This is a genomic window from Polycladomyces abyssicola, from assembly GCF_018326425.1.
Taxonomy (GTDB): Bacteria; Bacillota; Bacilli; order Thermoactinomycetales; family JIR-001; genus Polycladomyces; species Polycladomyces abyssicola.
Window position 1 is genome coordinate 99,374 of the sequence record NZ_AP024601.1, and the last position, 22,551, is coordinate 121,924.

The 22,551-nt window shown below is 53.9% G+C and carries 22 protein-coding genes; 19 read left to right on the plus strand and 3 right to left on the minus strand.

The genetic code is table 11. The features are described 5' to 3' along the window. Positions 1-64 precede the first annotated feature (64 nt). From KI215_RS00480 to KI215_RS00530, 11 genes are all read left to right on the plus strand, one after another. Positions 65-835 carry a type III pantothenate kinase gene (locus tag KI215_RS00480; RefSeq protein ID WP_212773709.1) on the plus strand — a complete coding sequence of 257 codons (771 nt, stop codon included), beginning with the start codon at positions 65-67 and terminating at the stop codon, positions 833-835. Positions 836-988: 153 nt separating this feature from the next. Next, on the plus strand, positions 989-1,864 hold the full coding sequence (gene hslO, locus KI215_RS00485; RefSeq protein WP_212773710.1) for an Hsp33 family molecular chaperone HslO: 876 nt from the start codon (positions 989-991) through the stop codon (positions 1,862-1,864). Positions 1,865-2,003: 139 nt separating this feature from the next. Further along, positions 2,004-2,930, plus strand: coding sequence for a cysteine synthase A (gene cysK / locus KI215_RS00490; RefSeq protein WP_205496745.1), 927 nt, complete (start codon positions 2,004-2,006; stop codon positions 2,928-2,930). Positions 2,931-3,385: 455 nt separating this feature from the next. After that, entirely contained in the window at positions 3,386-3,991 is a 606-nt protein-coding gene (locus KI215_RS00495) for an anthranilate synthase component II (protein ID WP_212773711.1), read from the plus strand. Then, positions 3,988-4,881 (plus strand): aminotransferase class IV, encoded by an 894-nt coding sequence (locus KI215_RS00500; RefSeq protein ID WP_212773712.1) that lies wholly within the window; start codon positions 3,988-3,990, stop codon positions 4,879-4,881. Before KI215_RS00495 ends, KI215_RS00500 begins: the two co-directional genes overlap by 4 nt. Before the next feature lie 38 nt (positions 4,882-4,919). Continuing rightward, positions 4,920-5,795, plus strand: coding sequence for a dihydropteroate synthase (gene folP / locus KI215_RS00505; protein ID WP_212774997.1), 876 nt, complete (start codon positions 4,920-4,922; stop codon positions 5,793-5,795). 4 nt (positions 5,796-5,799) lie between these two features. Further along, positions 5,800-6,159 (plus strand): dihydroneopterin aldolase, encoded by a 360-nt coding sequence (gene folB, locus KI215_RS00510; RefSeq protein ID WP_212773713.1) that lies wholly within the window; start codon positions 5,800-5,802, stop codon positions 6,157-6,159. After that, positions 6,156-6,695, plus strand: coding sequence for a 2-amino-4-hydroxy-6-hydroxymethyldihydropteridine diphosphokinase (folK, locus tag KI215_RS00515; protein WP_212773714.1), 540 nt, complete (start codon positions 6,156-6,158; stop codon positions 6,693-6,695). Before folB ends, folK begins: the two co-directional genes overlap by 4 nt. A 20-nt stretch (positions 6,696-6,715) precedes the next feature. Next, positions 6,716-7,717, plus strand: coding sequence for a tRNA dihydrouridine synthase DusB (gene dusB, locus KI215_RS00520; protein ID WP_212773715.1), 1,002 nt, complete (start codon positions 6,716-6,718; stop codon positions 7,715-7,717). 178 nt (positions 7,718-7,895) lie between these two features. Then, positions 7,896-9,395 (plus strand): lysine--tRNA ligase, encoded by a 1,500-nt coding sequence (lysS, locus tag KI215_RS00525; protein WP_212773716.1) that lies wholly within the window; start codon positions 7,896-7,898, stop codon positions 9,393-9,395. Between the two features lie 291 nt (positions 9,396-9,686). After that, positions 9,687-10,160, plus strand: a complete 474-nt coding sequence (locus KI215_RS00530) for a DinB family protein (protein WP_212773717.1) — start codon at positions 9,687-9,689, stop codon at positions 10,158-10,160. A 297-nt stretch (positions 10,161-10,457) separates the two neighbouring features. Here the strand turns inward: KI215_RS00530 and KI215_RS00535 are convergent, their stop codons facing one another. The 3 genes from KI215_RS00535 to KI215_RS00545 all read right to left on the minus strand — a co-directional run bounded on the left by KI215_RS00535 (position 10,458) and on the right by KI215_RS00545 (position 12,194). After that, positions 10,458-10,685 (minus strand): hypothetical protein, encoded by a 228-nt coding sequence (locus tag KI215_RS00535; protein WP_212773718.1) that lies wholly within the window; start codon positions 10,683-10,685, stop codon positions 10,458-10,460. Between the two features lie 105 nt (positions 10,686-10,790). After that, entirely contained in the window at positions 10,791-11,177 is a 387-nt protein-coding gene (locus tag KI215_RS00540; RefSeq protein WP_212773719.1) for a hypothetical protein, read from the minus strand. A gap of 105 nt (positions 11,178-11,282) precedes the next feature. Next, positions 11,283-12,194, minus strand: a complete 912-nt coding sequence (locus KI215_RS00545) for a glycerophosphodiester phosphodiesterase (protein ID WP_212773720.1) — start codon at positions 12,192-12,194, stop codon at positions 11,283-11,285. A 228-nt stretch (positions 12,195-12,422) separates the two neighbouring features. Here KI215_RS00545 and ggt point away from each other — a divergent pair, with 228 nt between their 5' ends. The 8 genes from ggt (at position 12,423) to KI215_RS00585 (ending at position 22,540) form a co-directional block, all read left to right on the plus strand. Next, on the plus strand, positions 12,423-14,195 hold the full coding sequence (gene ggt / locus KI215_RS00550) for a gamma-glutamyltransferase (protein WP_212773721.1): 1,773 nt from the start codon (positions 12,423-12,425) through the stop codon (positions 14,193-14,195). A gap of 626 nt (positions 14,196-14,821) precedes the next feature. After that, on the plus strand, positions 14,822-15,265 hold the full coding sequence (locus KI215_RS00555; RefSeq protein WP_212773722.1) for a prepilin peptidase: 444 nt from the start codon (positions 14,822-14,824) through the stop codon (positions 15,263-15,265). 18 nt (positions 15,266-15,283) lie between these two features. Beyond that, entirely contained in the window at positions 15,284-15,892 is a 609-nt protein-coding gene (locus KI215_RS00560) for a nucleotide exchange factor GrpE (RefSeq protein ID WP_212773723.1), read from the plus strand. A gap of 38 nt (positions 15,893-15,930) precedes the next feature. Further along, the gene (locus tag KI215_RS00565) at positions 15,931-17,475 is read left to right on the plus strand and encodes an Hsp70 family protein (RefSeq protein WP_212773724.1); all 1,545 of its coding nucleotides are present in this window, start codon (positions 15,931-15,933) and stop codon (positions 17,473-17,475) included. Between the two features lie 43 nt (positions 17,476-17,518). Further along, positions 17,519-19,042: an Hsp70 family protein gene (locus KI215_RS00570; protein WP_212773725.1), complete on the plus strand. Its 1,524-nt coding sequence runs from the start codon at positions 17,519-17,521 to the stop codon at positions 19,040-19,042. Positions 19,043-19,084: 42 nt separating this feature from the next. After that, positions 19,085-20,431, plus strand: coding sequence for a tetratricopeptide repeat protein (locus KI215_RS00575; protein ID WP_212773726.1), 1,347 nt, complete (start codon positions 19,085-19,087; stop codon positions 20,429-20,431). 126 nt (positions 20,432-20,557) lie between these two features. Continuing rightward, complete coding sequence (locus tag KI215_RS00580) at positions 20,558-21,337, plus strand: CpaB family protein (protein ID WP_212773727.1); 780 nt, start codon at positions 20,558-20,560, stop codon at positions 21,335-21,337. 30 nt (positions 21,338-21,367) lie between these two features. Next, complete coding sequence (locus tag KI215_RS00585) at positions 21,368-22,540, plus strand: CpaE/TadZ family protein (RefSeq protein WP_212773728.1); 1,173 nt, start codon at positions 21,368-21,370, stop codon at positions 22,538-22,540. Positions 22,541-22,551: the final 11 nt, after the last annotated feature.

Consider the following 22,551-nt stretch of genomic DNA (forward strand, 5'->3'; position numbering starts at 1 on the left):
GAATTTGCAAGGGTGCCTTGCTATGATGAATGTGAACTTTTTTTGAAAAAGCAGGTGGATGGGCATGTTAATGGTAATGGACGTCGGCAATACCAACATCGTAGCCGGGCTGTATCAGGGCAAGGAATTGGTGCATCATTGGCGGATTCATACGGATCGAAATTCCACTGAAGACGAATACGGCATGCTCCTCAAAAATTTGTTTGAGCACGCCGGTTTGCGTTTTGAACAAGTGGACGGTGCGATCATCTCTTCTGTCGTCCCGCCGATCACCCATGTGTTGCGCAATTTGGTCAAAAAATATTTGGGACTGACCCCGCTGGTCGTTGGTCCCGGTGTTAAAACGGGACTCAACATCCTGTACGAAAACCCGCGGGAAGTTGGGGCCGACCGAATCGCCAATGCGGTAGCGGCCATCGAGCAATACGGTGCTCCCGTGATTATCGTCGATTTCGGCACGGCAACTACCTTCTGCTTTGTCAACGAACAAGGGCATTATGTAGGTGGGGCGATCACACCGGGTGTCACGGTTTCCAGTGAGGCATTGTACCAACGGACGGCCAAACTGACACGGGTGGAAATCGTCAAGCCGGAAAGCGTGGTGGGGCGCAATACGGTGCAGGCGATTCAGTCGGGGATTTTTTATGGTTATGTCGGTGTGGTGGATGGAATCGTCACCCGTATGAAACAACTGCTCCACAAGAAGCCCACCGTTGTGGCCACCGGAGGCTTGGCGGAACTAATCTGCGGCGATGCGGAGACGATTGATGTGGTCGACCCGTTCCTCACTCTGGAAGGATTGCGGTTGATCTACGAACGCAACCGGAACAGGTGACCGAATCGGAATCCGAAAAGGTCGCCTTTCTCCGCGGGGTGTGTCTGTTCATTTCAATCACCCTTTTGGAATGACCGGATACACCCCAGGTTTATGAGCAACGAAACAAATTGTGTGTCTTTCATATTGTCGTGTTGGAACTGGGAGGTCATCATGAGCGATTATGCCATTCGAGTCACAGCGGCCAATGGCCAATTGCGAGGATTTGCCGTATTGACCACCGGATTGGTGGGAGAATTGCAGAGACGGCATCATACCTGGCCGGTGGCAAGTGCCGCTTTGGGCCGTACGGTCACGGTTGGGGCTATGATGGGACTGATGCTGAAAAGCGAACAGGACCGGTTGACGATCCAGATCAAAGGGGATGGCCCGTTGGGGCAGATCGTCGTGGATGCCGATGCTCAAGGACATGTCCGGGGGTATGTGGACAATCCCGCCGTTGATTTGCCGCCCAATGCCGCCGGGAAACTGGATGTGGCGGGTGCAGTTGGGAAAGGAATGCTTTACGTGATCAAGGATTTGGGGCTCAAGGAGCCGTATCGGGGCGCATCTCCGATCGTCTCCGGTGAGCTGGGCGACGACTTCACCTATTATTTCACCAGTTCGGAGCAGATCCCATCCGCGGTCGGCGTGGGCGTGCTGGTAGACCGGGATGCTTCCATTCTCGCCTCCGGTGGTTTTATCGTCCAAGTCATGCCCGGTGCCGACGATGCGGTTATCTCCGCTGTTGAACAACAACTGTCCAAAGTCACATCGGTCACCGACCTGATCCAGCAGGGAGCCAGTCCCGAGGATTTGCTTCAAGCCGTGCTGGGTGACACTGATATGCAGGTCCATCAACGTCAGCCGCTCTCGTTTGCCTGCCGTTGCTCCCGTGAGCGGATTGCCAATGTGCTGCGCAGTTTGGGCAGGGAGGATCTGCAAAAATTATTGGAGGAACAAGGGCAGGCGGAAGTACACTGTCATTTTTGCAATGAACGGTACGTGTTTGATCGTGATGAATTGACCACGATGATCCAAAGTTTGTGAGTCAAGGCCCGGGGAACCAGTTCTCCGGGTTTTTCTTCATAGGTTTGATTTTACATTGACATCTGATTGGTCCGATTGTTAAGATAAATAAAAGCGGAAAAACCGACCAAATTAATGGGATTAGGAGGCCTTCACATCAATGCGAGTGGGCAACAATATTTTGGAACTCATCGGTCAAACTCCGGTTGTGAAATTGAATCGAATTGTCGGGAAAACGGACGCGGACGTGTATCTGAAGCTCGAATTCTTCAACCCGGGCGGCAGTGTGAAAGACCGGATCGCCCTTTCCATGATTGAAGACGCGGAAAAGCGGGGTATTTTGAAACCTGGTGACACGATTCTGGAGCCGACCAGCGGCAACACCGGGATCGGTCTGGCGATGGTGGCAGCGGCCAAAGGATATCGAGCACTGTTGGTCATGCCGGATACGATGAGCTTGGAGCGGCGCAACTTGTTGCGTGCGTTTGGTGCAGAACTGGTACTCACGCCGGGTGCGCAAGGCATGAAAGGAGCGATCGCCAAAGCGGAAGAGATCGCAAAAGAACATCCGGAATATTTTGTTCCGCAACAATTCAAAAACCCGGCCAACGTCAAAATCCACATGGAAACGACGGCACAGGAGTTGTTGGAGCAAATGGACGGCCACTTCGATGCATTCGTGGCCGGGATCGGTACGGGCGGTACGATCACGGGTGTCGGTAAGGTGATCAAGGAGAAAATCCCCGGTGTTCACATCGCTGCTGTGGAACCGGCGGCATCTCCGGTGCTTTCCGGTGGTAAACCGGGACCGCACAAAATTCAGGGAATCGGTGCCGGTTTCGTTCCGGATATTCTGGATACGGAGATTTATGATGAAGTGATCACCGTAGAAAATGAAGAAGCATTCGAGTGGGCTCGTCGGATGGCACGGGAAGAGGGTATCCTGGGAGGAATCTCTTCCGGTGCGGCCGTTGCGGCAGCGATCAAAGTGGCCCGTCGTTTGGGTCAAGGCAAAAAAGTGGTGGCCGTCGTGCCGAGCAACGGCGAACGTTATCTGACCACCCCGCTGTTCCAATTTGAAGAGTAAAGATCCAAATGGATTTCAAAAGCGAAGTCCGTCTTCCCGTGTGTGGGGAGGCGGGCTTTGTTTGTGGATGGACCGCCGTATTCGCTTATAGTTAGTAAAGTATGTCTGGTGAATACTGCCAATTCCTTTCCCTACTCGCTCCACCTGCCCCTGCAAGGAAGCAGGTCATGGACGCTCCACCCGGAGCGCAGGACGCGGGCAAAGTACGCTTCGCTTAAAAGTAGTTGCCCGAGATTGCTTTCCTGTGATTTCCAGGTCTTCGCTCGGCCGGGCTTGGTCAGTCGCTCACTCGGAAAAGCATTATCTCCTTCACGGATTTATCAGACACACCCTGGTAGTAGCGGCAGTTCCAAGGCAAGGTAGCTTTTTTCCTGTTTTTCATCGCTTTTATCCGACGGGGTTTTGTTGTAAACTGATGAAGAGATCATGGGTGAAAATCCAAGGGGTTCCCGGGCATGATTTGGTTGATCGACAACTATGACTCGTTTACCTATAATTTGGTGCAATATCTGCTTTCATCGGGCGAAGCGCTGGAAGTGTATCGCAATGATGAGATTACCCTTTCGGATATTGAAACAGCGCAACCGTCCGCGTTGATTCTCTCTCCGGGACCGGGATCACCCGATACGGCGGGTATCTGCCTGGATGTGGTCCGACGGTTTGCCGGGCGCATCCCGATTTTGGGCGTTTGCCTGGGGCATCAGATCATCGCCCAAGCTTTTGGCGGTCGAGTGGTACATGCCCGTCGGTTGATGCACGGCAAGACATCACCCGTTTACCACGACGGGCAAACACTGTTTCGCGGGTTGCCTTCGCCGTTTCAAGCCATGCGCTATCATTCGCTGGTGGTGGAGCGGGACAGTTTGCCGCCGCAATTTGAGATCAGCGCGTGGACGGCGGAGGGGGAAGTGATGGCCATCCGCCATCGGCAGTACCCTGTCGAAGGTGTGCAGTTTCATCCAGAATCAATCTTGACCGAACATGGTTTATCCCTGCTGTTGCAGTTTCTGGATACGTATCTCCGGCGACCGGCGCCGCAAAAACGGGGGATACGGCTATGAACTACGTTTGGTTGAACGGGAAACTGGTGCCGGAAAACAAAGCCGTTGTCTCTGTGATGGATCACGGCTTTTTATACGGAGTGGGCGTCTTTGAAACCCTTCGAGTGTATGCGGGTCATCCGTTTCTGTTGAAGGATCATGTGGATCGTTTGTCCCGAGGTTTGCAATTGTTGCGCATCCGTCCGCCGCTTTCTTCGCATGAGTGGGCGGTGGCGATCCGACAACTGTTGGATGCCAACGGATTGCGTGACGCGTATGTTCGGATCAGCGTCACCGGAGGAGCGGTCGGGCCGGGACTGTCCGTCCGGCAATTCGATGAGCCGACAACGGTGATCTTTGCCCGTCCGTTGCCGAAATGGCCGGAACAGATGTATACGGAAGGCAAAACGGTGGAAGTGTTGGACATCCCCCGTCAAGTGCCGGGTGGGACGGAATCACTCAAATCGCATAACTACCTCAATTCCGTGTTGGCCCGCCTGGAGATGGGGGAGCGGTTTCCCACGCATGAGGGATTGCAACTCAGTCCCGAAGGTTGGATTGCCGAGGGAATCGTCACCAACCTGTTTTTTGTGCGGGATGGCACGATTTTCACTCCGTCGACGGATCTCGGGATTTTACCCGGCGTAACAAGACGATTCGTACTGGCACTCGCCCGGCAGGCGGGTTTATCGGTGGAAGAAGGCCGGTATCCCTTATCGGTATTGAAAGAAGCAGATGAGATATTTCTCACCAACTCCATGCAGGAAATCGTACCGGTCCGAGCGATACCGGGTTGGTTCGAAAAAGGTGCCGGACCAGTAGCCGCCGGATTGTTGGATGCCTACCGGCAATGGACCGGTCGGTTGTGGAGCGTCCGTGAGTTGGAAGTGGCATCAGACCCGTATTTGTGAGGATGATCACGATAGAGGAGGCAAGCGACATGTCATCGATGACGGCGACACCGGTTTCGGTTGTGGCTTTGAAACGGCCGGAACGCCCGATCATCGTCGGTGGTCATGAAATCCCGGTCCATCGGCGCACAGTAGTGATGGGCATCCTCAACGTCACGCCGGATTCGTTTTCTGACGGTGGGCGATACGTCGACCTGGACCGCGCCGTTGCACACGCGCGGCAAATGGTGGCTGAAGGAGCGGACATCATCGACATCGGCGGAGAATCGACGCGCCCCGGTCACAAACCGGTCCCTGTTGAAGAAGAACTGAAGCGCGTGATCCCGGTGATCGAGCGGGTGTCCCGGGAGGTAAATGTGCCGATTTCCATCGACACGTATAAAGCGGAGACAGCTCGGCAAGCACTGAAAGCAGGCGCCCACATCGTCAACGATGTGTGGGGATTCAAACGGGACCCCGATATGGCGAAGGTGGTGGCCGAATTCGGTGTGCCGGTCATCCTCATGCATAACCGCGAACAGGCGACGTACGATTCGCTTCTGGACGACATCGTTGCCGATTTACGGGAAAGTATCCAGATTGGCCGTGCTCAGGGAGTGCAGGAGGAGCAAATCATTTTGGATCCCGGCATCGGATTTGCCAAAACCTATGAGGAAAACCTCACGGTCATGCGGCATCTGGAAACGATCACGTCGTTGGGTTACCCCGTATTGCTCGGCACGTCGCGCAAATCGATGATCGGGAAAACGCTGGATCTGCCGGTGAACGAGCGGGTGGAAGGCACAGCGGCGACTGTGGCGCTCGGCATCGCCAAAGGATGCAGTATCATACGTGTCCACGACGTTCAACCGATGGTTCGCGTCGCCCGGATGATGGACGCGATGTTGTACGGTCCCGAAGCGCCGAGGGGGTGATGGCGTGGACAAGATCTTTTTCCGCCGGATGCAATTTTATGGCTATCATGGCGTGTATTCCGAAGAAAACAAACTGGGTCAACGCTTTTACGTCGATCTGGAGTTGATGCTGGACTTGTCCGTACCGGCGGAGACGGATGATCTGAAACGGACGGTGGATTATGCGAAAGTGTACGAAACGGTCCGGGAGCTTGTAGAGGGGCGCACGTACCGATTGGTGGAGGCGTTGGCCGAATCGATCGCGCAAGCGTTGCTCACCAACTTCCCGATCGAAGAGGTATGGGTGCGTGTCACCAAGCCTGATCCCCCGATACCGGGACATTATGATGCGGTGGGTGTGGAAATCCGCCGGAAACGCCGATGAAACACGAAGTTACGGCATACATCGGAATGGGCTCCAATCTGGGCGATCGGCTCGGTTACCTGCAGTCGGCAGTTGACCGTTTGCACGAAACGACCGGGATTCGCGTCACACGGGTATCTCGTGTCTATGAGACGGCGCCGGTCGGGGTTGCGGAACAACCGGATTTTCTCAATCTGGTCGCCGAACTGCGGACCACATTGTCAGCGGAAGCGATCTTGGATGTGCTTCTTTCGGTGGAGCGGTCGCTCCGCCGGGTTCGCCTGGTGCGGTGGGGGCCGCGTACAATCGACCTGGATTTGCTCCTGTACGGGGAAGAAACGATCAACCGTCCTTCGTTGACCGTTCCTCATCCTCGGATGACGGAACGCGCTTTTGTGCTGGTCCCGCTCGGGGAATTGGCTGGGAATCACCGGATTCCCGGAACCGACGCGACGGTAGGCGAATGGATCGCACGGTTGCCGGCAGAGGAAGGCATTCGGCTGTATGAAGGACGGATTTCTCTTCCCGAAGTGAAAAAAGAACCAGATACCGTATGAAGGAAAGGAGGAATGGCATCATGACGAAGTTTCGGATTGGGCCGGTGGAATTGAAAAACCAAGTCGTACTGGCTCCGATGGCTGGCGTGTGCAACCCGGCTTTCCGCCTGATCGCCAAAGAGTTCGGTGCCGGGTTGGTCTGCGCGGAGATGGTGAGCGACAAGGCGATTCTGCACGGAAACGAGCGGACGAAACAGATGTTGTACGTGGATGAACGGGAAAAACCGCTCAGCCTGCAGATTTTCGGCGGTAGCAAGGAAACGTTGGTGGAAGCCGCCAAATACGTGGATCAATACACCAACGCTGATATTATTGACATCAACATGGGATGCCCGGCTCCCAAAATCATCAAGTGCGACGCCGGGGCCAAATGGTTGCTCGATCCCAACAAAATCGAGGAAATGGTGTCCGCGGTGGTGGCGGCGGTGAAAAAGCCGGTCACCGTCAAAATGCGGATCGGTTGGGACGAAGATCACATCTACGTCGTGGACAACGCGCTGGCGGCGGAACGTGGCGGCGCGCAGGCAGTGGCTGTTCACGGACGGACGCGGGCGCAGATGTACACTGGACGCGCACGCTGGGAATACATCCGGCAGGTGAAGGAAGCCGTCAAGATTCCCGTTATCGGAAACGGGGACGTCTTCACGCCCCAAGACGCTCGCCGCATGCTGGATGAAACGGGTTGCGACGCCGTCATGATCGGACGCGCCGCATTGGGCAATCCGTGGATGCTCTACCGGACGGTGCACTACCTGACCACGGGAGAACTGCTTCCCGAACCGACGCCGCGTGAAAAGGTAGAAATTGCTTTGTTGCACATGGACCGGCTGATCAAGCTGAAGGGTGAAAAAGTGGCTGTCCGCGAAATGCGCAAACACGCATCCTGGTACTTGAAAGGAATGCGCGGTGCAGCCAAGGTGAAAGATCAAATAAACGAGCAGGAGACACGGGAAGGAATGGAACGTGTCCTGCTTCAATTCGTGGAGCAACTGGAAGCTGAACAAATGGTACAATCCGCTTGATGATACGTCAATCATAGTATGTGTCCGGTCATTCGCAGAATCGAGCGACCTCACCCGCAGGAAAACCGATTGCCGGACACCTCTGGACGAACCGAACGAAAGAGTTGGAGACTGACACCCGAGCAGCCGCCCGTCCCGCGGCGGAAGGCGGCCGGGTACCGGAGGAGTGAAACAAGGCATGGCAGAAGAAGAACGCAATGAACTGGAGCGGAACGAACTGTTACAAGTGCGCCGCGACAAAATGGAAGCACTCAGAGAAAAAGGGGTGGACCCGTTCGGCGGCAAGTTCGAACGGACGAACACCGCCAAGCAAATCCTGGACACCTATGGTGATTTGAGCAAAGAGGAACTGGAGGAGAAGGCGGTCACCGTCACCATCGCCGGTCGCCTCATGTCCAAGCGGAAACAGGGAAAAGCGTCGTTCGCCCATTTGCAGGATGTGACAGGCCAGATTCAGATCTATGTGCGGCTGGATCGGGTAGGGGAGGAACAGTACGAGATTTTCAGCACGGCCGATATCGGTGACTGGTTGGGTGTCTCGGGAACTGTGTTCAAAACCAATCGCGGCGAAACCAGTGTCAAAGCAGATACTGTCACGTTCCTGACCAAATCGCTGCGCCCCCTGCCGGAAAAATTCCATGGTCTCAAAGACGTGGAATTGCGTTACCGTAAACGGTATCTGGATCTCATCATGAATCCGGAAGTGAAGGAGACGTTCATCCTGCGGAGCCGGATTATCGCGGCGATCCGCCGGTACTTGGACGAACGCGGATTCCTCGAAGTGGAGACGCCGACCATGCACAACATCGCCGGCGGTGCGGCAGCACGTCCGTTCATCACGCATCATAATGCATTGGATATGGATCTGTACATGCGGATCGCCATCGAACTGCACCTGAAACGGTTGATCGTCGGCGGTTTGGAAAAAGTGTATGAGATCGGCCGCGTGTACCGGAACGAAGGGATCTCCACCAAGCACAATCCGGAATTCACCATGATGGAGCTGTACCAGGCATATGCCGACTTCCACGATATCATGGACCTGACGGAAAACCTGATCGCCCATGTGGCGCAGGAAGTGCTGGGCACAACCAAAATCACGTACCAAGGGCATGAGATCGACCTGACCCCGCCGTGGGACCGTAAATCGATGGTCGAGTTGATCAAGGAACACGTCGGTATCGACTTCAAACAGGAGATGAGCGACGAAGAAGCGCGTCGCCTGGCCAAGGAACACGGTGTCGAAATCGAGCCCAACATGACCTTCGGTCATATCGTCAACGAATTCTTCGAACAAAAAGTAGAGGACAAGCTGATCCAGCCCACCTTCGTTTACGGCCATCCGGTGGCCATTTCGCCCTTGGCCAAGAAAAATGCGGAAGATCCGCGGTTCACCGATCGGTTTGAGTTATTCATCGTCGGGCGCGAACACGCCAACGCATTCTCCGAACTGAACGACCCGATCGATCAGCGTCAGCGTTTTGAAGCGCAATTGGCCGAACGGGCCGCGGGCAATGACGAAGCCCACCCGATGGACGAAGATTTCCTCGAAGCGCTGGAGTACGGCATGCCGCCGACCGGGGGTCTCGGCATCGGCATCGACCGGCTGGTGATGCTGCTCACGGACAGCGCCTCGATCCGGGATGTTCTGTTGTTCCCGTTGATGCGTGATCGTTGAGGACGAACAGGACGTTTCCCCATTTTTATAGATGGGGCGTCCTGTTTATTTTTGTAAACCTGGTGATTTTCGTTTGTAATACCGTGTATACCCCGTAATGTCCGGGAATGAGTGTCGGTGCGAACCACAACAGGGGGGAATCTGATGCGATCTTCAACAAACGAGGTACCCCGAAACGATGAAAGCCGACCTTAAAAAATTCTGTCATATGCAGGAACAGGTGGGTTGGTATAGAATATAGGTGAACAAACATATGTTTGCATTTCGTTGATCCAAAAGGGGGATATGAGATTGTACCGCACGATTGACGAGTTCTTGACCGATTGGAAAATGGAGAGCGATTCCACGTATAAGGTGTTGCAGGCATTGACCGACGAATCGTTGGGACAAGCCGTCTCTCCGCAAGACCGGACACTGGGCGAGATTGCTTGGCACATCGTGACCACCCTTCATGAAATGATGTCCCGAACCGGGCTGGTGTTTGATGCACCGAAAGTGGACGAGCCCGTGCCGTCGTCTGCCCAAACCATCGCCGAACGTTATCGGCAAGCAAGTGAAGCGATGGTAGAGGCGATCCGACAGCAATGGACCGATGAGATGTTGCAGGAGACGAATGATATGTACGGCATGCAGTGGACCAAGGCCTTCACATTGTCCATCCTCATCCGGCACGAGATTCACCATCGCGGTCAGATGACCGTTCTGATGCGTCAGGCCGGACTCCGCTTGCCCGGTGTGTACGGTCCATCCAGGGATGAGATGTGAGCGAGGTATTTGTTGTTTGGGGAGAACATCGCTATACAGGTCTATTTTCCGAAAGTGGATCTCCAAGAGTTTTTTGGGTGCTGGATTGCATGATACCCGGAATATTGGATATGCGTAGGAAAAAGGCCCCCGCGCGGCAACGCAGGGGCTGATGTATCTACTCAACCGATACCGCCTTCAAATCAGTACGGCGGCAATATCGTAACAGGGTAAAGACCCGTCCGACTACCGGCCAAAGTGATCGGACGGGTCTTCACTTTTATGGATTTTTTGCTTCGTTCCAATCGTTTGTTTTGATTATTGATCGTCGAGGAAGAAAAAGCCGGCAATGCTCATCAACAGCAATCCTCCCAAAACGGAGAGGATGAGAAATCCCACGCCTTTTACCTCATGCAAGTGGGCAGGGGATACGACGGCCACCACAAGGCCGATGAGAAAGAGCCAGAAAGCAGTTTTCAAAGTAATCTTCAACAATTTCCATATAACGAAAGCAAGGAGGATACCCAACAGGATATGAACGATCAACAAAGTGAACACCTCTTTTTCAGTTCGGCTCTACACTTAGAGAGTAACAATCGATAAGGGAGATTTCCAACCCAAAATGAAGCTCTCTTCATTCCAGTTTCTGCTTCACACCAACGTTCCGATGTTATAAATTTGTTGAAATCCTATAAGGAAATTCCAATTCGACATTAAGTTTTCTCTAATCCTCAACCGATATGGTGTCCTTGGTTCCAATGCCACTGAAAAAGGGGGAGGAATCCATGAAACGGAGAGCATGGAGATGGTATCTCCTGCTCGGTTCCTTTTTGGCACTGACGGGATGTGGACGTTACTATCACAACCATTACGGTCCCTTTCACGTTGCGCGTCATGTTCCCCACTACCATGTATATCACCATCATGTATACCATCATCATATTCATCATCATATTCATCATCATATTCATCATCACCATGTGTACCATCATGGGTATCACCATTGATTGTTTTTTCTGACTCGACATTGTCCCCCAATGCTATGCCTTCTGCCTTCCCTCTCAAGCCCGTTAAATAGTGAAAGGCCAGTGCCTTTTGGACACTGGCCTCGTTTATAAGTAACGGGTATCGCTCGCGAACCGATTATTTTCCTTTCCGTTCCTTCAACACTCCGTGCAACCGGTCCGGGAAGTTGGTGAACATGCCCGTTACGCCCCAGTCGATCAGGCGCTTCATATCCGCTTTCTCGTTGACCGTGTACGGATGGATCAGCAGGCCGTGTTGACGTACTTTTTGTACGTATGCACGGTCGATTTTGTTGAAGTTGGGACCCACACCGATCGCATAGGTATGGATTTCCCTCAGTTCCTGCTCGGTGATCTGCACCGGTTGCTCGTACCACAACAGTTGCACCAGCGGGATGCTGGGGTCCATTTGATGTACTTTTTTCAGGCTGTCGGGGCTGAAGGATTGGATGATGACTTGTCCCGGTTTGGCGTTCGGTCCGATCAGATGGTGCCGTTTCAGAGCTTCCAACAGCTTCTCTTCCATACCCGGATAGGTTTCCGGCGATTTGGTTTCGATATAATAGTTGGCGCCGTGTCCGAAATGATCCAATACTTCTTCCAGGGTGGGCACCTTCAAACCTTTGTACTCCGGCTTGGCGTACTGCGGATAGGCTTCGTTGAACCAGGAACCGGCATCCAGCCGTTTGATCTCCGCCAGCGTGTGGTTTTTGACGTATCCGGTGCCGTTCGTGGTCCGATCCAGCGTTTCATCGTGCATGCAGATCAAGTGACCGTCTTTGGTCATTTGCAAATCCAGTTCGATGTAATCGGCTTTCATTTTTTGTGCCAGTTCATAGGCCGGGATTGTATGCTCCGGAGCATGGCCGGATGCACCGCGGTGACCGACATTCAGGATGCGGTCGGGGGAGAGCAACCCCGTTTGTTTCACTTGCGGGAGATCGGCGGCCAATACGGTCGGAATCGTCAATGCTGCCACCATCGTCCATACACCGATGACGGCCAGCAGTCGATGCATCCAATGTTTCATTATGTCTCACTCCTTCATGGGGCACACTTTCATGTATGATAGGTACGAGCATCGCGTCATTTTCGTCTCACTGAATATCGTAACGAAACGATGTGAACCCCATGTAAATCTGTCGTAAACCCCTGTCAACGCTCTTGCCAAATTTTTTTAAACTTGTGTACAATTGTGCTAACTTTATTGTATATATAATTCAATCAATTGCGGCTAAACAAGGAGGGAAATCAGGAGATGAGGAAGCGGCGAGTGTGGCGGGGAGTCCTCAGTTTGCTGTTGGTGTTAATGTTGATCCTGCCTGCTGGAGTGTGGGCGCAAGCGGCGGCCGGAGTGCCAAAAGCAGTTCATCACGGTTGGACCACGGATGAAGGACAGGTGGCCCATGGGAAATACGGCATGGTGGCGACTGCGCACCCCCTGGCTTCCAAGGTGGGAGCCGAGGTGCTCAAACGTGGAGGCAATGCGGTGGACGCGGCAGTAGCCATTCAATTTGTCTTGAACGTCGTTGAGCCGCAGATGTCCGGGATCGGCGGCGGCGGATTTATGATGGTATACGATGCCAAAACGAAAAAAGTCTCCATCATCGACAGTCGCGAACGGGCACCGCAATCGGCACGGCCAGACATGTTCCTCGATGAAAATGGTCAGGAGATCCCGTTCCCGGTACGCTCCACGCAAGGCTACGCCGTCGGTGTTCCCGGCACGCTGAAAGGATTGCAGGCGGCTCTGGACAAATGGGGCACCAAACCGATGGCCGAGTTGATCCAGCCGGCGATTCTTCTGGCGGAACGCGGGGTGAAGGTAAACTGGGTACTGGCCAGAGACATTGCGGCGTGCAAGGAAAGGCTGTCCCGATCGGCGGCCAAAGACGTGTTCCTCCCGAACGGCGAGCCGCTGAAAGAAGGCGACCTCCTCGTGCAAAAAGATCTGGCCAAGACATTCCGCTTGATCCAAGCTTTCGGACCCAACGTGTTTTATCAAGGGAAAGTCGGTCAAGCTCTCGTCCAAACGGTGAATGCGTACGGCGGACATATGACGATGAACGATTTGAAGCGCTACCACATCACGGTGGACAAGCCGTTGGAAGCAGATTTCCACGGTTATCATGTGGTGACGATGCCGCCGCCCAGCTCTGGCGGAGTGACCATCATGTACATCCTGAAACTGCTGGAAGAGAAAAACGCTTGGCAAACCGCACTCCGCTCGCCGGAACGTTATCACCTGATGACGGAGGCGATGCATCTCGCCTATGCTGACCGCGGGGCGTACATCGGTGATCCGGAATTCGTGGATGTACCGGTACAAGGAATGTTGGATCCGCGCTATTTCAAGGAACGTGCTGCGTTGATCGATCTCAACAAGGCCAATTCCGACGTCCAACCCGGTGATCCGTGGAAATACCAGCAATCGGGCACCCCGAATCGGACGGTGAAACAGCCGGACAACAAACACATCGGACAGACCACGCATTTCACCGTGGCCGATCGTTGGGGCAATCTCGTCTCTTACACCACTACCATCGAGCAGGAGTTCGGTACGGGGATCATGGTGCCGGGCTACGGCTTTATGTTGAATAACGAAATGACCGATTTTGACGCCGTACCGGGCGGGCCCAACCAAGCGGAGCCCAACAAACGCCCGATGTCCAGCATGAGCCCGACGATTGTGTTCAAAGACGGCAAGCCGGTGATGACCGTCGGTTCACCGGGTGGTCCGACGATCATCGCGTCGGTGTTTCAAGTGTTGATGTACACACTGGTGGACGGACTGGACATCAAATCGGCGATCGAAGAGCCGCGTATCTACAGCAACAAATACCCCAAGATCCTTTGGGAGGACGGTGTACCCGATACTGCCCGTGAACGAATGACGCAGATGGGGCATCAGTTTGAGAGCAGTCCACAAAGCATCGGCAACGTGCAGAGCATCGTGATCGACCCCGTCACGGGTGCCTATACCGGTGCGACTGACTCCTCCCGTGAGGGATGGGCGGTTGGCTTGAACTAGGGCGTGTCTGGTAACTTGCGTTTTTCGGTCACGCTCCACCAGCGTTCTACAAGGAGCGAACAACTCCGACCCGGAGAGCAGGACGGGGGCAAAGTAGGCTTCGCTTATAGGAAATTGCCCGCGATTCCATTCCTGCGCTTTCCGGGTCTTCCATCGGTCGGGCTTGGTCAGTCGCTCACCTGGGAAAAGACCGCATGGAAATGACCAGACATCCCCTGGGAGTTGTCCGGTAACATGGCTCAACACGATTCTGCTGTTTCAAACGGTGCCAACCACCGCCTCTCCAAACCGCTCGACGGAATGGAGAGGCGGTTTTGTGTCATGTGGGATTTTTGTCTATATCCTTTTTCGTAGTGTTTCTTCCATTATATATAATACTATTTTCGTATTCCGAGGCCGGACGAGGTCGCTCGTGTGGAAACGCCCCCTCAACCTGCCTCACTTTCTGAGTGACTCCAGTGTATCCGATTCTGTCAAAAAGGGACGAAAGTCTACCAGATTCGTATTTTTCTCCTTGTCCGGTTTAGAAGTTTATGAGTATAATGTGATTTGAGATTTTACCATGGCTCAATCCGTGAGATTTTTTGGATACGTCACTGTTCGGAGAAAAGGGTGGAAACCAAAACGTGGGGGAACATATTGTCTTTATCGTACTGTTGATCTTGACCGGAATTGCGAGCGTCACCGACCTGCGCGAGCGGCTCATCTACGACCGCGTCGTGTTGGCCGGAGCGGCGTTTGCTGTCGTGTTTCGCCTCTGGTACCGGGTGGAGCCGTGGTGGGACTACCTGCTCACCGGTTTCGGCGTGTTGTTCGTGCTGGCGACGATCGGGGCGTTGACCGGGACGACCGCCATCGGCGGGGGAGATATCAAACTCTTTGCAATGATTGGTTTATGTGTCGGCTGGGAGAAATTTTTTGCCATATTCCTCATCTCCCACGTGTTGGCGGCGTTGGTGGCGATCCCGATGAAACTGTTCAGCCAAAAGGCAGACTGGAAATCGACGCTGCCGATGGCGCCCTTTATTTTTACTGGAACGCTCGTCACATACGGGTTGTATCTATTTTGAACCGGGAGGAAGCCACGCGTGAAGGACAAACAACGAACCGGGAAACATTGGTTTTGGCAGGATAGCCGTTCCGCGGGCAAGACCGAATCCGACCAACACACGCTTCAACAACTCCTCGCTTCCCTGACCCATTTGAACAAGGAATTCTCCTCACTCAATCATATCATCGAAAAACGGATCCGCTACGACAAAACCAAAGAAGAAGCGTTCGACCGCCTGTACGCCGAGCTGGAAGAATTGAAGCAGGATGCGGCGTTTCGGCAAAACAAGCCATTATACATAGACCTGATCCTCTTGTTTGACCGGGTGGATAACATGAGTCGGGAGATCGATACAAACTCGGAGGTCGGACGCACATTTGCCCGTCTGTTGGACACGCTCAGGGACGAGGTGCTGGAGATTCTCTACCGCCGCGAGGTTCAGCTGTTGCGTACGGGTTCCGACACCTTCGACCCGCGCGTACAGCATGCGATCAGAGTGGAGCCCACCGATGATCCGGCGGAAAACAACCGGGTGGCCAGGGTGGTCCGGCGCGGGTTTCTGTATCGGGACACGGTGCTGCGACCGGAGGAAGTGATCGTGAAGCGGTATCGGTCGGCGTCGTCCACGTCGTTGGTGGAGAGATGAACAGTTTTCAAGATATTTAGGAAAGGAGCGTATCCATCTTGAGTGAAGAAGTGATTGTCGGGATCGATCTGGGGACGACGTTTTCCGCCATCGCCTACGTCAACGCATACGGGAAGCCGGAGGTGATTCCCAACCGCGAAGGAGATCGGACCACCCCGTCTGTCATCTTTTTCGAGCCGGACAGTACTCCGATTGTAGGCAAGGAAGCGCGCCACCAAGCTTTGGTGGACCCGCGCCGGGCGGTTCGTTTCATCAAACGGGAGATGGGGAACCCCTCGTATCGTTTTAATGTGAACGGTCAGGACTATTTTCCCGAGGATCTCTCCGCATTGATCCTGAAAAAACTGAAGGCGGACGCGGAAACTTACTTGGGCAAGCCGGTGAATAAAGCCGTCATCAGCGTGCCGGCCTACTTCAAGGACGCTCAGCGGGAATGCACCCGGCAAGCGGGAAAAATCGCCGGACTCGATGTGATCCGCATCATCAACGAGCCGACTGCGGCCGCACTCGCTTACGGATTGGACAAGGCTGAGGGCAACCAGACCATTTTGGTGTACGATTTCGGCGGCGGGACGTTTGATGTGACGGTGATGCGCGTGGAGGGGCAACGGTTCACCATCCTGGCCACTGACGGGGATTCCCACCTGGGCGGTAAGGATATCGACGAGCGGCTGGTCGATTACTTCGCCGAGGAATTCATGCGGGCCTACTGGATGGATCTCCGCCAGGAACCGCACACCTTGCAGGATTTGTGGGACAAGGCGGAGATCGCCAAAAAGGATCTCTCCTTCCGCAATCAATTGGCCGTCACGTTGGCCACCGGGGATAAAGCGTTGCGGGTGGACATCGACCGGGAGCTGTTTGACGAGTTGACCCACGATCTGATCGCCCGGACGGAAGCCTGCATGCAACGGGTGATCCAGTCGGCTGGTTTGACGTGGGACCGGATTGACACGATTCTGCTCGCCGGAGGTTCCAGCCGGATTCCCGCCGTGAAGGAGATGATCAAGCGCGTCACCGGCAAGGATGCGGCACGCAACATGAACCCGGACGAATGCGTGGCGATGGGCGCGGCGATCCAGGCAGTCGTCTCTATGATGGAAAAAGGGGAGCAGGAATCCGCGCCACCGCTGGAAGGGGCCGTCGACATCGTCGTCCAGGACGTGGCCTCCCACAGTTTGGGCGTCAAGGCGCTGTCTTCGGACAAGACGCGTTATGTCAACAGCATCATCATTCCCAAGCACACGCCGATTCCCTGCGAACGGACCCGTACTTACGTCACCGGTGAGGACAACCAACCGCGAGTGGAGATCGAGGTGCTGCAGGGAGAGGACGAAGATCCCAACTCCCCCAACGTACAGCTGATCGGAAAAGCGGGCTTGCGCAACCTGCCGCCTCATAAGGCCGGGGAGCTGATGATCGAGATAACGCTCCGCTATGACGCCGACGGCGTGATCGAAGTGGTGGCCAAAGAACTGAAGAGCGGGCAGAAGACGCGCGAAGTCGTCATGCAGAAAACGAACAGCCTGTCCGAAGACGTGTTGGAAGAACGGAAACGACTGCTGGATTCAGTCAGGTTGTAAACAGAGAGAACCGGATGGAACCGGATGAAGGAGTGGACAATCGATGAGCAAGGTTGTGGGCATTGATCTCGGCACGACCAACTCGGCGATCGCCGTCGTCAACCCTTACGGGAAGCCGGAGATTCTGGTCAACCGCGAGGGGGAACGTATCACCCCCTCCGTCGTGTTGTTTGAGGGAAACGAGCCGATCGTCGGCAGCATCGCCAAGCGGTCGGCGGTGATGTCGCCGCTCAACGTCGTGCAGTTTGCCAAACGGCAGATGGGCGTGAAATCCTGGAAATTCCGCACGGAAACCGGAGAGATTTACAACGCGGAGGACATCTCCGCCATCATTTTGAAACGGCTCAAGGAAGATGCGGAAATGCTTTTGGGCGAGGAGATCCGGGATGCCGTTATCACCGTTCCCGCCTATTTCGATGACGCGCAGCGAAAAGCAACGTTGGACGCCGGACGGATCGCGGGGCTCAATGTGTTGCGCATCATCAACGAGCCGACGGCGGCCGCCCTCGCCTACGGGTTGAACAAGGTGGGAGAGGAGCAGACCATCCTCGTCTATGACCTGGGCGGCGGCACGTTTGACGTTACCATCATGCGGCTGAACGGAGAGCGCATCGAGGTGGTCGCCACCGGCGGGGCAAAAAACCTGGGCGGCTTCGACTGGGACAACGAGATTATGAAATATCTGAATGAGGAGTTTCAAAAACAAGGCGGCCCCAATCTGTTTGACGACCCGGTGATGGAACAGGATCTGCGTGACAAAGCGGAGATGGCCAAGCGTACCCTTTCCTCGCGTGAAAAGACCAGCGTCTTTCTATCCGCAGGCGGAGTGACCGCCTCCATCACGCTGACGCGTGAAACGTTTGAGACGATCACGCGCCATCTGTTGCGTCAGACGCAGAGTATCATGGAGTTTGTGCTGGAAGACGCGGGTATGCAGTGGAAGGATATCGACAAGATCCTGCTCGTCGGCGGATCCACCCGCATGAAGGCCGTTCCGGCCATGATCGAGCGCGTGACGGGGATCAAACCGTCAATGGATGTCAACCCGGATGAAGTGGTGGCGATGGGGGCGGCCATTCAGGGTACGTTGATCCAGGTGCAACAGGGTACGGCCCAATTGCACGAAGCGGCGGATTTCCCGATCGTGGAGGTGCAGGATGTCAACTCCCACAGTTTGGGTGTCGTTGCCTTGGACGAGAACGACCGGGAAATCAACTCGATCGTGTTGAAAAAGGATACCCCCATCCCGTGCAAGGTGAGCGGTCGCTACGTCACCAGCGTGGACAACCAGACCCAGCTTCATGTGCAGGTGACGGAAGGAGAGGACACCGATCTAAACTACGTGAAGATCGTGGGCGAAGGCGTGATGGACCTGCCGCCGCGTCCGAAAGGATCGCCGTTGGAAGTGATCTTCGAGTATGACCGCGACGGGATCATCCACGTCTCCGTCGTCGATTTGACCTCCGGCCAGCGGTTGGGGGAGCTGAAGATCGAACGTGTCTCCAACCTGACCGAAGAAGAAGTGGCGGAAAAACAACAACGCCTCGGCAAACTGGCCATCGGCTGAGGCGCATCCTTCCCATTTTGAGACGGAAAAGGGTTGTTGGCAATGGAAAACTACTACGAACTTTTCGGGATTCCCCGCGAAGCGGACGAGGGGGAAATCCGCAAACAGATTCACCAAGAACTGCGCAAATGGAGCAACCGGACCAACGCCCCGCAAATGGAGCGCCGCCAGGAGGCGGAGCGGATGGTGCAACTGCTGGAGGAAGCGGAGGAAATCCTGCTCGACCCTGACAAACGGGCGGCTTATGATCGGCAATTGGCCGCCACTTCCCGGCCCCAAACGTCTGCGCGCCGGGAGCAGGTCGCGGCATCCGCTGCCAACCGGACGGGAACCGGTACGGTTACTTCGGTGGAAGCCATTATTTCCCGGGGAACGGAACTGTTGGAGCAAAACCGGGTGGCGGACACGATCGTCCTCGCGCGCCAGGCCACCGAGCAGGACCCGCATAACCCCGACGCATGGGCGTTGCTGGCCCACGCCAAGTTGGAGTGGGGCGAACCGGAGCAGGCAGTGGAAGCATTCCGGCAGGCGATCGAGCTGAAACCGAATGACGGGCGGTACTACTACGGTCTCGGCCAAACCTACGAGCAGCTGAATCGTTGGGAGGATGCCGTCACCCAGTACCAACGTGCCAGCAAAACGGAACCGGACAACCATCAGTACCAGGTCGCTCTCGGCATGGCGCTGATCCGGACGGAGCACTTCGATGAGGGGGTGGCTCTGCTGGAACAGTGCGCGCAAGCCGAACCGGACAACCCGGTTTACCAGGAGAGCCTGGCGATTGGGTACCAGGCCAAAGCCTACTACAGCTGGACCGAAGTGCCCGCCGGCCATCCGATGATGGCAGAAGGGCGGTACCCGACCAACTATCAGCAGTACCGCACGGCTCTGCGCTACCTGAGTAAAGCATTGTCTCTGCGGTTCGACAACCCTCAGCTGCGGCAGAGCCTGCGGGAAACGCTGAAAAAGGTGGAGAAAGAGGGCACCCGACTGTTCACCGGCAGCAAGTTGTCCATCGGCATCGTCTGGGCATTGGCGGTCTACAGCCTGTTTGTCGACGCCACCGTCGGCGCACGGGTGTTTTTGTTCCTGTTGCCGGCTTTGTATATTGCCTCGGCGTTGACGCCCAAATACAAAGTGTATCAGCGCCTGATCCGCCGCGGCACCCCGCATTCCGATCTGGCATTGGCGGACGAATGGCTGAGTAAACGGATTCGTCGTACCGGATCGATCATCGTACTTGTCATCCTTGGCATCTACTTCATGCCATGGGTAATGTTAGCCGCGACGTTAAACAACTTCTACCATAACTATCCTGTGAGAAGATGGTTGGATGTCGTTTTTTCCCGATGGAAAAGGCAAACTATGTCGAAAAAAAGAGAGTTATGAAAAAATGAGTATTGTCATAGGTGGAAAGAGTTGCTATTATATTGTCTAGCAATAGCATATTGTAATAATTCTAGTTTCATCCACCAACACTTTTCCCATCTTACAATAAGCAGGTGTTGACCCAACATGCAAGATGCAAAACGCAGAGCCATTATTTTTACCGTTATTTCCGTGGTTTTGGCTGCCATTGCAGGTTTTATGTTTTTGCAAAAACAAAATGAATTGGAGGCTGATTACGGTCAAACGATATCGATGTATGTGGCCGCTAAACCGATCACAGCCCGTCAACCTTTGAAACCGAGTGATTTCACGCAAGTTCCAGTTCCAAGAAAGTATGCTATGGGATCAATAGTCAATAACTTGAACGCCATTCCAATCAATGGTGGTTACCAATATCCAATCGATCATCTTGTTACCATTGTACCGATGAAAAAGGGTGAACCACTTACAACCAACATCTTGAAACCAATAAATGATACGTCCTCGGGAGATAAGCGTTTAGTAGCATTAACAACCTCGGAGCGAATTTTCTTTGATCAACCACTCTCGGTAAATGATCGTGTAGATGTGATAGTTACGACTCAGAAAAATGGACAAGATGAGGTGGATACAAAACCTTTGCTACTTGACAAGCCGGTTGTCATGGTATCCTCCGATGGCAAGGCAATATGGCTGGAACTGGAATTCAACGATGCTGTCAATCTGATTAAATACGAGAATTTTGCTCAGTCCATACGTGTATTGAAGGCTCCCCAGGTAGGAGGCTCAGTGTCGGACAACAAGCAAACTTACGATGATAATGAAAAGGACAAATCCAAGGGTCAAAATTTAGCATCCAATAAAAAGGGTGCACCCTCTAATGATGTTCGGAATAATAAAAAGCCCTCTAAGAAAGAGACGCAATAATAGACTATCCCTTTGGAGGCAAAGTTTACAATGAGTGCGGAAATTAAGCTGTTGGTCGTGACGGAAGAACCGGCACAAGCAGAAGATATCCAATCACGAGTCGGAAATCAGTTCCCGCAGTTTTTACATATTCATCCCAGTGAAGTAAGACGTGAGATTGCCCGTTTACAACCGGATATCGTTTTACTGCATGAGATGAAGGACGGTTCAGGAATACAGTTGATTCCCTATATTTCCAGGGAAGTGTCGGATGTATTTATCATTTATTTAACGGAACGTCGTGACCCGGTTCGAACCCGTGATGTGAGTAGAGCAGGGGCATTTGATGTACTGTTTTTACCGGATGAAATTACCGCCTTGGAGGATGTTTTAAGCAGAGCGGTAAAAGCCCATCAGGCGAAGGAGTATCGATCGGAGGCCAGTGCGAGTTTCACCTGGGGGCGCGGGCAAATCATTTCTTTTTACAGTGGCAAAGGGGGATGTGGACGGAGTTTGATATCCTCCACATTGGCCCAAACATTGCAACTCGATTCCACCTCAGGTGTGTTGTTGGTCGATTTGAATTTGCAGTACGGAGGATTGGAGAGTTATCTCAACATCGAGAGCGATCGGTCAATCTATGATCTAACACCGGTATTGGAAGAGCTGAATGATAACCATATCCGGAACGTTACAGTGGTAGAGCCGTATTCACAAGTAGAGGTTTTAACCAGTCCCGCTGATGCCGAAATAGCTGATCAAGTGACGGAAGATCATGTTGAGCGGTTGTTGCGTGCCGCTCGCCTTTACTACGACTACATTCTGGTGGATTTGCCTACGGAAATGAGTACCCTTACCTTCACCGCATTGGAAGAGTCAGATAAGTTGTTTTATGTGATGAATCCTGATTCGGTTTCTATGAGAATTTTTGGGAGGGTGCTTGATCTATTTGGCAAAATCGGCGTGGATACAAGTGATCGGCTGGAAGTGATTCTCAACCGGATAAGCAGGGATTATGAGCTTAATGCAAAAACTGTCCAACAACATTTCCCCTATCCAGTTATTGGAGAAATTCATGAAGATACGAAAAGACTGCAACAAATGATTAACCGCGGAACACCGTTGCGCACTTCCAGAAGAGAGCGGGGGCTTTCGGTTTTCGCCAGAGACATTCAGAAGATAGCCAAGAGACTACTTTCTCAACAAGCCGGAAAAACAGCCTAAAAAAGGGGGTG